This window comes from Mycoplasma sp. 2261, from assembly GCF_053851575.1.
Window position 1 is genome coordinate 40,952 of record NZ_JBSQAX010000002.1, and the last position, 12,452, is coordinate 53,403.

The 12,452-nt window shown below is 27.0% G+C and carries 11 protein-coding genes; 7 read left to right on the top strand and 4 right to left on the bottom strand.

The features are described from left to right. Position 1: 1 nt before the first annotated feature. On the top strand, positions 2–1,393 hold the full coding sequence (gene gltX / locus ACWXVM_RS00600; RefSeq protein ID WP_455993746.1) for a glutamate--tRNA ligase: 1,392 nt from the start codon (positions 2–4) through the stop codon (positions 1,391–1,393). After that, positions 1,384–1,782 carry a hypothetical protein gene (locus tag ACWXVM_RS00605; RefSeq protein ID WP_438340477.1) on the top strand — a complete coding sequence of 133 codons (399 nt, stop codon included), beginning with the start codon at positions 1,384–1,386 and terminating at the stop codon, positions 1,780–1,782. The genes gltX and ACWXVM_RS00605 overlap by 10 nt, the downstream gene beginning before the upstream one ends. 224 nt (positions 1,783–2,006) lie before the next feature. Here ACWXVM_RS00605 and ACWXVM_RS00610 read toward each other — a convergent pair whose 3' ends face one another. Further along, positions 2,007–3,746, bottom strand: a complete 1,740-nt coding sequence (locus ACWXVM_RS00610; RefSeq protein ID WP_455993748.1) for an MIP family Ig-specific serine endopeptidase — start codon at positions 3,744–3,746, stop codon at positions 2,007–2,009. 213 nt (positions 3,747–3,959) lie between these two features. On the opposite strand from ACWXVM_RS00610, the gene ACWXVM_RS00615 reads away from it, so the two are divergent. Continuing rightward, positions 3,960–4,475 carry a hypothetical protein gene (locus ACWXVM_RS00615; RefSeq protein ID WP_455993750.1) on the top strand — a complete coding sequence of 172 codons (516 nt, stop codon included), beginning with the start codon at positions 3,960–3,962 and terminating at the stop codon, positions 4,473–4,475. A 96-nt stretch (positions 4,476–4,571) separates the two neighbouring features. On the opposite strand, the gene ACWXVM_RS00620 is transcribed toward ACWXVM_RS00615, so the two are convergent. Genes ACWXVM_RS00620 through ACWXVM_RS00630 form a run of 3 tightly spaced genes read right to left on the bottom strand, consistent with a single transcriptional unit; the run spans position 4,572 to position 7,753 of the window. Continuing rightward, on the bottom strand, positions 4,572–5,357 hold the full coding sequence (locus ACWXVM_RS00620) for a hypothetical protein (protein WP_455993752.1): 786 nt from the start codon (positions 5,355–5,357) through the stop codon (positions 4,572–4,574). After that, positions 5,344–7,161 carry an MAG3240 family lipoprotein gene (locus tag ACWXVM_RS00625; protein WP_455993754.1) on the bottom strand — a complete coding sequence of 606 codons (1,818 nt, stop codon included), beginning with the start codon at positions 7,159–7,161 and terminating at the stop codon, positions 5,344–5,346. The genes ACWXVM_RS00620 and ACWXVM_RS00625 overlap by 14 nt, the downstream gene beginning before the upstream one ends. 1 nt (position 7,162) lies before the next feature. Next, positions 7,163–7,753 carry a hypothetical protein gene (locus tag ACWXVM_RS00630; protein ID WP_455993756.1) on the bottom strand — a complete coding sequence of 197 codons (591 nt, stop codon included), beginning with the start codon at positions 7,751–7,753 and terminating at the stop codon, positions 7,163–7,165. A 393-nt stretch (positions 7,754–8,146) separates the two neighbouring features. On the opposite strand from ACWXVM_RS00630, the gene ACWXVM_RS00635 reads away from it, so the two are divergent. From ACWXVM_RS00635 to ACWXVM_RS00650, 4 genes are all read left to right on the top strand, one after another. Further along, a complete protein-coding gene (locus ACWXVM_RS00635) occupies positions 8,147–9,706 on the top strand; it encodes a M28 family metallopeptidase (RefSeq protein WP_455993759.1) in 1,560 nt (519 codons plus the stop codon). Positions 9,707–9,835: 129 nt separating this feature from the next. Further along, positions 9,836–10,513 carry a glycerol-3-phosphate 1-O-acyltransferase PlsY gene (gene plsY / locus ACWXVM_RS00640; protein ID WP_455965900.1) on the top strand — a complete coding sequence of 226 codons (678 nt, stop codon included), beginning with the start codon at positions 9,836–9,838 and terminating at the stop codon, positions 10,511–10,513. Positions 10,514–10,580: 67 nt separating this feature from the next. Further along, on the top strand, positions 10,581–11,573 hold the full coding sequence (hrcA, locus tag ACWXVM_RS00645; protein ID WP_438340469.1) for a heat-inducible transcriptional repressor HrcA: 993 nt from the start codon (positions 10,581–10,583) through the stop codon (positions 11,571–11,573). Continuing rightward, entirely contained in the window at positions 11,573–12,391 is an 819-nt protein-coding gene (locus ACWXVM_RS00650) for a nucleotide exchange factor GrpE (RefSeq protein ID WP_444704866.1), read from the top strand. Before hrcA ends, ACWXVM_RS00650 begins: the two co-directional genes overlap by 1 nt. Positions 12,392–12,452 lie beyond the last annotated feature (61 nt).

Here is a 12,452-nt window from a genome sequence, read left to right on the forward strand (position 1 = left end):
TATGAAAACAATAAGAACAAGATACGCCCCAAGTCCAACAGGTTATTTACATATTGGCGGTGCTAGAACCGCTCTATTTAATTATTTATTTGCGAAACATTTTAATGGAACTTTTATTTTTAGATTAGAAGATACTGATGTTGCCAGAAATGTCGAGGGTGGGGAAGAGAGTCAGCTTGAAAACCTTGCTTGACTGGGTATAATACCAGATGAAAGCCCGCTAAAACCTAATAAAAAATACGGCAATTATCGACAATCTGAAAAATTAGCAATTTATAGAGACATTGCTAATAAGTTAATTGCCAAAGGTTTCGCTTATAAGGCATATGATAATTCGCAGGAATTAGAGCAACAGCATAAAGAACAAGAAGAAGCTAAAATTGCTTCGTTTAGATATGACCCTAATTGATTGAAAATTTCTGATGAAGAAAAGAAACGCAGGGATGAGAATAATGAATATTCAATAAGGCTAAGATTGAAAAAAAATACTATTTATGGATGAAGCGATTTAGTTAGAGGTTGAATAGAAGTTAATAGCGATGATATTGGTGATTTTGTTATTATTAAGAGCGATGGTTATCCGACATACAACTTTGCTGTTGTCGTCGATGATCACCAAATGGAAATTAGCCATGTTCTAAGAGGCGAAGAACATATAACAAATACTCCTAAGCAATTAGCAATATATGAGTCTTTAAATTGAACTCCTCCTGTATTCGGACATTTAACCATTATTACTAATATGGAAGGTAAAAAACTTTCAAAAAGAGATAAAACTTTGAAGCAATTTATTGAAGATTATAAGAATGAGGGATATAACAGCCATGCAATTTTTAACTTTTTATCTTTATTAGGTTGAACTTCAAAAGATAGCCAGGAAATAATGAGTCATGAGGAATTAATTGAAAAATTTGATCCAGAAAGGTTATCTAAATCACCTTCTAAATTTGATATAGTTAAGATGGATTGATTTTCAAAACAATATATGAAAAAAGTGGAAAACCAAGAAATTATAAAATTAATTAATTCACCATTTTCTGACGAATGAAACAATTTATTTGTTGAAACTTACAAGCAATCAGCGTCAACAATCGATGAGATCAAAAATAATTTAAAAATATATACCAAGCCAAAAGATAATACTACATTGGTGATATCTAATATAGATGTTGTAAAAACATTTAGTAAATTATTACATCAAAATGATTTTGATATTCAAAACATTCAAATGTGTATTGAACACACAAAGCAGGAATTAAATGTAAAAGGTAAGGATTTATTTATGCCTATTAGAATTGCTGCAACATATGAGGAGCATGGACCAGAATTAGCTAAGGCTATCTATCTTTTTGGCAAAGACATTGTATTTGAAAGACTAAAAAAATGAAGCTAAAATATATTTTAATTTCAGAACAAGAAGGCGAAATATTAAGCAAAGTGGAGACTGATTTTGTCGATTTTAAAGAAAGTAATAGCACTGAATTTACACATATTGAATTTACTGATGAAAAAGTTATGGACTGTATTTTAGATATTAAAAATGATGAAGTAAGAATCTCATATGCCGGTCAATATTTAGAAATGAAGCAGAATGAATTTGTGCCCAATAAACTTATTGTTTCATTTGATCCAAAGAATAAGACAAATAACATTCAGCAAATTCATATTGATATATATTTAATTGAAACAAAAATATCTAATAAAGAAATATCATTTATGTATGACATTTTACAATCAAAAAAAATTCTTGTAAGAAACACTGTTAAACTAGTCTTTGAATAAACAAAAAATCTAATCGATAATTCCGATTAGATTTTTATTTTTTTATACTTAAAGTGGGAAACACAGGAATAAATTAAATGTGATTCCTAATAATTAGGGTTAATTTTAGAAATTCTACAATATCTTAAGAATTTGAAAATTAAAAACCTTGATTTTGATGATAGTTTTAAAAAGTTTATAAGGGGGATTTTGTATTTTTTTGATAATCCTTATGTAAAAAGAAACTATACACCGTTTTCAAATAAAACCGTTTTATTAAAACCTTTAAAGAAATCATCTTGTTCAGATAAAATTTTAAGATTTTGTCTGAAAGATTTTTCTTGGTTTGGATATAACTCTTTATTACTTCCATCTATTAAATTATGTTTTGGTCCATAGAATAAATCATTTGAATTTTGAACTAAGAAAGTAAAGGCGCCTCATTTTGTTGTATCTTTAATGTTAGGGGTTAGTGCTGAAAGAGATGAATATATTCCAACAGGCATTCCAAATTCATTTACAGCAAGAGAACCACTTGCCCCATAATATAAACTGCTATTTAGAACTTGTGCCTGTACACCGATGCCATATGATATGGTTTTTTCAGATAATAGATTTTCAACTGGCGCACTACTTAAGAAGCTTTTATTTGTGAAAGTGTAATCTTCAATTTTTATGTTCTTAGGATAGTTTTTTCAGAAGTATTGATTATTTCCACTATCATTATCAGAAGGAAAGCCTGCTATATATATTCTTTTTGCATTTGGACTTAAAATTTCATTTTCGCTATCAAAGTTTTTATATTGTTCCTTGTGAAGATAGGCTGAGTAGTAGTCATATGCAATATAGGGAACTTTTGATTTATCATGGTTAGGATATTGCTTTGATGAAAATAATGTTACATCATTATTAATGCTGTTGATGCCTTTATTAATATGTTCTAGTAATTTCTTTAAATCTTGATTTGTTTCGGCTTGTTTTTTAAGTTCGTTGAATTTAATTTTTATAGCAAATACAGCAAAGTCTTTTCCAATTCTTTGGGTTTTATTGATATTAGGTTGATAGTTTGGATGCTTCTTTAATATTTCTTCATTTGTTTTCTTATCAAAGAAGTCCGTTGCGACAAAAACAGTTTTTGGATTTGAAAAAATTTGATCTCCAACAAGTTTTACATCTCTTACATCTTTTTTATATTTTTGATCATTTGAATTTATAAAATAGCTAACAATATTTTCATTGCCTTCGTGTTTTCCTGACTCGATAGGTTCTAAATTAGCATCACCCAAAGGTATGCCAATACCAAATGAAACAACTCTAGCATCTTTTTGCTCTTCGCTAGTAAAATATTCCGGAAACGTTTCTTTTAATTTATTGTCTAATGCATTGTATGCATATTGATATACATGAGCATTTGTTGCTATATATAACATTAGTTCTTCAGAATTTTCAACTCCATTTTTTCAAGCATAATCAAGTATTCAACCAGTTCCAGTTGATAAGAAAGGAATTTCATCTTTATCTCTTTTTCCATCATCAAGACTTTGTGTAATGGTATTAAATGAAATAGCAAAAGATCTGTCTAATATTTTTCTATATGCTTCAGTTTGTTTTATCTCTAACTCCGGTTTATTAATTGCTGGTTTTGGTTTTTGCAATCCTGGGAAGTTTGGCGGTATTATAGGGAATTGAGGCAATTGCGGGGTGCTATTGTCTTTTTTACTATGCGGATTTAATGGATTTTCCGGCGAAGATTGCTCTTTAGAAATTTCGGGTTGCTTAGGTGTTGGCAACGGTAACGGAATTGGCTCTTGGTTTTCTGACTTTTTGTTTGAATTTATAGAATCAGTATTTGTATTATCATTATTTTCTTTTTTATTATCATCTTCAGACTTCGGTTCATGGTTTGGTTGTTTAGTTTCGATACATGAAGTGGTTAACAGTGCTAATGTAGGAATTCAACTAAGTAATAATAATTTCTTTTTCATATTGCTCCTATTTTTACTTATTATTTTTTACAATAATTTTATATTATTTTTTCTAATAAAATAATTTAGGTTTCCTTAATTTGGTCAATCTTGTTTTTTTACACAATAATTGATAAAAATATTTTAGTATTTAAAAATTATTTAAATAAAAACATAAGTTGCTCTTTTTTAAAAAAATAAAACATAATTTTTTGTTGTATTAAAATATGTGTTATGAAATCAATAATAAGAAAATCTTTATTTAATAAAAAATTAAGTTTTTTATCGATCGGGTTATGCATAGCAATTAGTCCTGTTTTGATATCATGTGCTAATTCTAATAAAATAGATGATAGTCAGCGACAAAAACCTATGTTACTCAATGCTTCGCAACTATCAAGCATTAGAAATGAATTTGTTTTTAAGTTATCTGATGAAGCACAAAAAGAATATAATGCCGAGCAAGATAATGCAATGGCGAGATTTATTCAAGTAATAGAAAAGCTTAACAAAAAATACAATAATAAGAAACATGATGATGGTGATAAGATTGCTAATGATGTTGAATTTAAAAAGTATTTTTTTCTTCATAAACCCGATATAACAAAAGTTAGCAAATCTCATCGGATTGATATTAGATTTAAGGTTGATACTATTACGAGACAGATCGATTTATTTTATGATGTAATTTGTTTTGATTTACGTGTTAACGAGGTAGTTAATGCAAAAATCCCAATGGAAATTGATTAAGTTTTTTCTCTTAAGTTTTTTATTTATTTTAATAGCTTGTAGTCAATTGGACTACAAGCTATATTTAATAAATTTTTTTTAAACCTATAGTAGAAGTTAAAAGAATTCTTGTTGGTTGTTTTCTTCAAGATTAGAAATTATTAAATCAATATTAACGTCAAGATTTACATGGTTGATATTGTCATAAATGAAAATTTTTGCCTTGTGATATTCATTTAAGAAGTTTTTAAGTTCTTGTTTCTTTATCATGGTTGATATTTGCGCTAGTTTTTCTTTTAAGGCAATCATTAAATTTTTAATTGGTATTTTTTTAGCTGCGTAAATGTTATCAGCAAAATCCTTGTTATAGATATATTGTTTAAAATCATCATCTAGTTTGCTAGTATATTGGTCTTTTGTTAGTTTTTTTAAGTTATCATTATCAAATTTGAATTGTTCTAAATAAAAATTAAGATTTGATAGAGATTTAATAGCTGAATTAAAAAGATTGTAAAAATCATCAAGTAGCCTTGAAAAATCATTGAGTAATTTAGGATTTTTGTTATGTCAAAAAGAATTGTAATATTTTGTTAGCCCATCCTTATTTTGACTTATACTTTGCTCTTCAATTAATTCTTTTAGTTTATCCTTGACTATATCATAGTTTTCAAAAAAGGTATAGTAAGCATAATTAAAAGTCCGCATTGTTTTTTTTATTTCTAAAGCAGTTTTTGTTATTTTTTTATCAAATTGCATTTCTAAGGGATTGAGATCTTCATTTGCCTTAAAACCTTGTACATTTTTTGATGATTTTATTTCGATGCTGCTTGTTGCGTTGCATGAGATAGTTAGTAACCCGATTGAAGGAATTAAAAGGGAAGCTAAAATATTATATTTTTTCATTATAGTGTCCTTTAGAAACAATTGTAAAAACTGGTGTTTCGTTACTAAACTCAAATAAATTTTTTACTTTTATATCTATATAATAAAAAGGTTTCTCGCCCTTGTTTTTGTAAAGAAAATCTTTTTCTGAGTTAAATTTGTAAAAATAAAATTTTAAAGTAGTTTCATCTCCAACGGTTTCATTTTTGGCTAATTCTATCTTTTTGATTCCGCTATTAAGATTTGAATTTTGAATTTCGAGAGCATATGCAAGAAGGTAATTGTTTAAATAAGCAGTTAAGAGTTTTAATTGATCCTGTGTATTGCTATTCGGATTAACAATGTGTTTTTTTCAATTTATTAAGGCATAATTTATTAGCAAATTAAATAAGGGGTTATTAACAAAATCATCTAGTTTTATGCCGTTGAAGGTTGGTTTTTTTTCTTTTCTATATATTGCATAGTCGCTACTTTCTAATTTATCAACAGCTGCCAGCTTAGTTGATATAGCCTTTAAAAAGTGTCCATGGTCGTCAAAGTTTGAACTTAATAATACATAGTCTTTTGTTGTTTTATCTTTTTTAAAAACTCTAATAATCATTTTGATTAATTGGCTAGTTTCATAGTAATTTGTAAATTGAATATCTATTACTTTATATTTTTCATCAATATTTTTATATATGTCTGGAATATCGAATTCTAGGTAATCTTTAAAATTAGAAAATAAATATACCAAACCTCTCGAGTTTCAATAATCGATGCTATTATAGCCTTTGATAAATGAATTTATATCCTTTCCAAAGTTTATGTTTTCATTTTGTTTTATGATTAAAAATGGATTTTTTACATAATCATTAAATAAAGGTAGTGTTTCGCTAAGGCCATTATTGCCAACACCGAACTTTTGTTCAGTGGCATAATTTCTAAAACCATTAATATAAAAGGTTTTATTTTTAATTGCATTATTTACAATGCTTTTATCATCAAAATCAATAATGTCTTCAATTTGAAAACTAATAAAACTTTGGTTTGAAAAATCATTTTCCTGAACTCTTGCCTTTGTTCAATCTATGTTAATTTTTTTAATATTAAGATCAAATTTATTTAAATATAAAATAAGAAAATTAATAAATGTATTTCTAAAAATTTCATTTTCAGGCCTTAATCAAGAACTGGCTTGAATGAATTCATTGTTAAAAATATTACGCGTAATAAAGGCTTCACCTGCTTTATTTAAAAGGGAATTTTTATTCATTAATCCACTGTTTGTTTTTATATCGTTAACAAGGCGAAATATTACTGTTTGAAAATCAAAAAAATATGGATCATAAACGCGGTAATAATCTGTATCTTTGTTTTTGTTAGCAAGATAATAAAATCAAAGGTTAGAATATCCTCCTGCTTTTCTTATTTCCTTAAAGTCATATTGAGTAAATAAGTCATCAAAATTTTTAAAAGCAGAGTTATTTGTCCGTTCTATTTTGTAATTATCATATTTGGTTCTTATTTGTTTTCACGATTTTTGCAATTTGAATTCTGGTTTAAATTTGAGAGTGGGGTTAAACTCTAATTCATTGTTATTTGTAACCTTTTTAACTTGACCCAAATATTTTAAATAAGTTTTGCTAGATTGGTTTTGATTAATAAAAATGGGTTCAAAATTGTGCAGTGATGCTAGTTGTTGAGCGTTTAGTTTTGATAAGTATTTAGTGTTAATTTTTGATTCATCAATTAGAATTTTTTGTTGTCTTGCGCATGATATAGAAATAATTGGAAGCGCTAAACTTCCAATTATTCCGGCAAGTATTAATTTACTTGTTTTCATATTATTTATCAATAGGTAGTGTTAAATCTACAAAACCATGCCCTTCAGTTTGCTTTCCATCCAAACATTTAATTTTAAAGAAGTAAAAAATATTTCTTTTTTCGCTATTATAACCGAAGTAGCATTTTACATTATGGTTTCCAGCAAAATATTCTAAATTAGGAATATAAACTTTTATGTATTCATTAAAATCTGCGTTACGTAAGTCTTCAGGTGTAAAAAAGAATTTATCTTTATCATCTGAATCTTGATTTTTAGAGAATCATTTTATAATTTTTTCTCATAAACCATTAATATATTCATCTCTTGCAATATCATCAGTAAGATTGCTATACTCATCCCTAGCCTTGTCAGTCATAGTGAAGTTAGCGTTAGCAATTGTATCATTTACTTTAGCTCGCAATTCTTCCCCAATTAAAGAACCATCGCGATTAATAGAAGCATCAATGCTATTGCTTTGTTGAACGCCGCTATCTTTTTCTTGTTTATTTGTAGTTTGACTGCAGCTAGTTAGCAAAATAGCTCCTGTAATAATGGGCGTTGCAGATAAAAAAAGTTTCAATATAGTCTTCTTCTTTTTAAATGTTTTCATAATTTAATACCTCTTTTAACATAATTATAAACTTTTTAGAAAAGATATATAAAAAAATAAAACACTGAAATTTTGGAAAATATGCATTATTTATTAAAGCGTAACTAGATTATATTTGTCAAACTGTTAATATTTTTATTATGTAAATCTTATATCAGGAAACGAATATTGCTTAATTCGATTAAGAAATTTGTATCATGCTTTTTTTAAAAGATATCTTAATTTTAATTGAAAAATTGTTATTATTAATATATTTATTATAAATATTTTTTTGTTTAATCTGGTCGATTTTGTGTATAAAAAAATAATATAGTTTAAAATATATTTATATTTTACAAATTGCTGAATGTTATTTTGTACAAATATAAAACAATTTAAGAAAGGAAATAGTTTATGAAACGTTCAATTAAGGGACTAATTGCCATGGGGGGGGCACTAACTGGCATTGCACTACCAATAATGGCAATCTCATGTTCAAATCCAAATAATCCAAAATCCACTGATGAAGTAGGGCTAAGAAATACATTTACAAATTTCTTGACTACTGTTCATGGTAGAAAAGCAGGAGATGATAATAACTTTAAAAAAACGTCATTAGCGACAACAACTCTTAAGTACAGCCCTAAAAAACTTTTGAATGATGGAATAAAGTTAGAAAAAGATAAAAGATTAACAACAGAAATAGTTGAAAAGAATTTACTATACAAATTTGGCGAAAAAGTAGATCAAAAAGTTAATAATTATGGTAGCTATTATGCATATAAATATTTAGTTAAAGAAATCGCAGATATGGGTTATACTAATTACACTCCAAATGGAATCACATATCCTGAATATGCTCATGCAAGAACTGTGCAATACGATGAAACCAAAGATAAAGCAATAGTTGATTCCATGAAGCAAAATTTAAAGAATGATGGCTTCTTTACACAAGGTTTTTTATTTGCAAATAATGGATACAATAATGTGGGTAATAATATTGTGGTAACAATTAACCCAAGTGCCAAATTAACTGATAATGGTAAAAGAAATATTAAAGATTTTTACATTGTTTCTCACTACGACTCAATGAATAATGTAGGACCAAAAGGCGTTTCATGAGGTGCAACCGATAATGCTACCGGTGTTACTGTTAATTTAAATTTATTAAAGTATTTCTCAGATCCTAAAAATAGAGATAATTTAAGTGTTAGATTACATTTAATTTTTGTTGATGGTGAAGAGCTTGGAAAACTAGGTTCAGAAGCATTCGTAAAACAATTCTTAACTGGCGAAAAAAATGAATTACGTGATAATTCATTAGGAATGATTAATATGGATACAGTTGCAGGCGGTGATTATATGTATATTCACTCTCCTAATACTGTTGATGCTCTGAATGACAATGGCGAGGTTAAAAAGAATGAATGAAATTTATCTCCATTACTACGTAACCACATCAACATGCTTTCAAAAGAAAGAGCTAACAAAATAAAGGATGCTGATCAAGAATTAAAAATTCATCCGCAATTTGTTAAAACGGAATATAAAGAAGGCGAAACTGGAGACTGATCAGACCATGCTCCATTCTATCAAATCGCTAAATTACCAGTGGCTTATGTTGAATCAACAAACTTTGCAATTAAGGCAAAATCAGGTTTATATGATGGTTATGCTCAAACTATTAATCCTAAGGCTTGAGTATTAAAAAACGGTAAAACAATAGAAAAATTAAAAGAAAGAAAATTGGAAAATGGCCAAATTGTTCATGATTGACCTGATGGATTAAAGAAAGAAGATTTTGCGATCCTTGGAGATATTTGACACAGTGATTTAGATACTCTAAAATGGGTTAATGATAACATTGGTCCAAAATTTTATAAACAACTAGATACTGTATTTCAAACTTTAAAGGCAACAGTAACATCATTACATAAAATTGAAGGAAATAACTTTAGTTACATTAAGCTATAAGCTAAAAATCTTTGTTTTCAAAAAACATTGCCTAATTACTAAGCAGGTAATGTTTTTTGTTTAATTTTTTGGTGTATACTTGTCTTAATTTTGAATAATGATTTACTAAAATAATGTATTATTTTATTTATGTTCAATTGAAAATACGTGTGAGTTAATTTAATAATTTTAATACTAGGCTACTTAATTGGCTCGATTAATATTAGCATAATTATTTCAAAAAGAAAAAAACGTGATATTAGAAATTTTGGTTCAAAAAATGCAGGTGCGACAAATGCTTTAAGAGTCTTTGGTTTTAAATTTGCATTACTTGTTTTTTGCTTTGATATTTTTAAGTCTTTTATTCCCACAATCATTGTTTTTGCTATCAAAAAAGGGGTAAATAGTAATTTTATAATTCCTTTATTTGCAGGTTTGGGAGCATTGATTGGGCATATTTTTCCTTGTTACTTTAATTTTAAAGGTGGCAAAGGTGTTGCTTCATTTTTTGGAATGATTTTGGCATTTGATTTTCCAACATTTTTATTGCTTGTACTGGTTTATATAACCTTAGTTTTAATCATAAGATATATTTCGATTTCATCCGTGGTTATATCAATTATTTTTGCTTTTTATTCATTTATTCCTTATTTTTATACATCTTGAATTCTTTCGTTTATAAACCATAATATTCCATTATGATCACATAGCTACATTTTAGTTTTTGCTTCTATATTAATTTTGTTGAAACACATTCCAAATTACATTAGATTATCAAATAAAGAAGAAAAGAAACTTAACTTATTTAGTAGTAAAATTAGCAATTAACTTTATAAAGTGCTAAAATAGTGCTAAAATATATATTATTAAATTTTAAGGAGGTGTTTTTTGTTTTATGGAATTAAAGGCACGCCACATAGAAATTTTTAAGATGATTGTTGAAAAATTTTTTGAGACAGGAGAACCTGTTGGATCTAAAAAATTAGTTGAATCAAAACACTTGACTTCTTCATCTGCAACTATTAGAAATATTATGTCTGATCTTGAAAAGATTGGTTTTCTAGAAAAACCGCATGTATCCGGTGGAAGAATACCTTCAACTAAAGGCCTTGAATACTATACGAAATATATTGCATATAATCCAAAAAAGTTTTTTAATAAAAGTTTGAGTGATATTCTTGTAAAGAAAAGATTGAGTGTAGATTCTACATTAGATGAAGCTGCTAATTTGATTAGTAAAATGGCACATTTTACTGTTGTTGCAACTTCCAATAATAAAGATGAAAAATTAAAAAGTATTCAATTGACACCTCTTGATACGTCTTCAGCAGTTATTGTTATTGTTACCAGCAGTGGTAATGTGCAAAATAAAATTTTTGATTTTAGCGATGATATTGCTTTAAATGATTTGAGAATTGCCGTGAGACTATTTAAAGAAAGACTAATTGATACGCCTTTAATTGAATTGGCCGAAAGAGCTAAGGCTTTGTTACCTTTATTTAAAGAAAGAATAGGCAATTATGAAAAAATATTAGAAAAGTTTGTAAAAACTATTTTCGTTTTTGAAGAAAAGATTCAAAATAAAACCTATAACAAAAACGCAATGATTTTATCAAAAGATATATCTCGTGAGGAATTGGTTGACTTATTAGATCTCATCGAAAAACATTCGGTATGATCAATGATTGAAAATAATTTGGATGAAGACAATAAAATTAAGCTTGATTTTTCAAGAGAAAATTTAAATATTATTAGTAAAAAAATTGACTTTGAGAACGATAAAAATATTAAGGAAATCTCAATTATGGGGCCTAAGAATATTGATATTGATGAATCATTAGAAACGTTAGACATATTGGCAAAAATAGTGCAAAAAGGAGATAAATAATGTGAGATTTTAAAAAATACGAAAAAGTAAATTTTGAGCTATGTGAGAAAGAAAATCACAAAGAAAAAATAACACACTTTTCATACGTTTGAGATTATGATGATGTTGATCCTATTATTAATGAAATATTAAACAAAGGTAAGAGTGAAGCTGATGATTTACTTAGTTATAGGATTAAGAAAAAAAGTTATGTTCTTAAATTGGTTTCAGTCGTTGGTCTAGATGATTGAACAAAAAAAGTAATTGAAAAAAATGCCATTCTTACAAATGAACTTTCAGAAAAAAAAGATAGAATTAAATCTTTGGAAGAAACTATCGAAAAAATTAACAACGAAAAAGAGGAGTTAAGAGTTAAATCAATAATCGAAGCTAATAAATTTAAGGATGAGGTTATTGCAATTCAAAAGAAGGCCCAAGACTTAATTAGTGATCATAAACAAAAAAATAATGATCATCAAGAAAAACAAATTGCTGAAGCAAAGAAATATGCACTTCAATCTTTTATGGAAAATATAATTCAACCTATAAATAATTTTGAAAAAGCAATTCTTGCTGCTAAAAAAATTGATAATGATACATTGAAAAATTTTATCGTCGGATTTCATATGTTATATAATCAGGTTGAAAATATTCTGTTTGATTTTGGATTGAATAAAATTATTCCAAATGTTGGTGATAAGTTTGATTCTAATATTCATCAAGTTTATGAATTGGTTGCATCAGATTTAGAAAAAGATACAATTTTAGAAGTAAAAAATATTGGTTATAAGCTAAATGATAGAACTATTAAACCGGCATTAGTTATTGTTTCAAAATAATTCGCTATTTTTTCCTAAATTAGCAAATAAAAATAATAACGTAAATAGAATTTAATAAAAT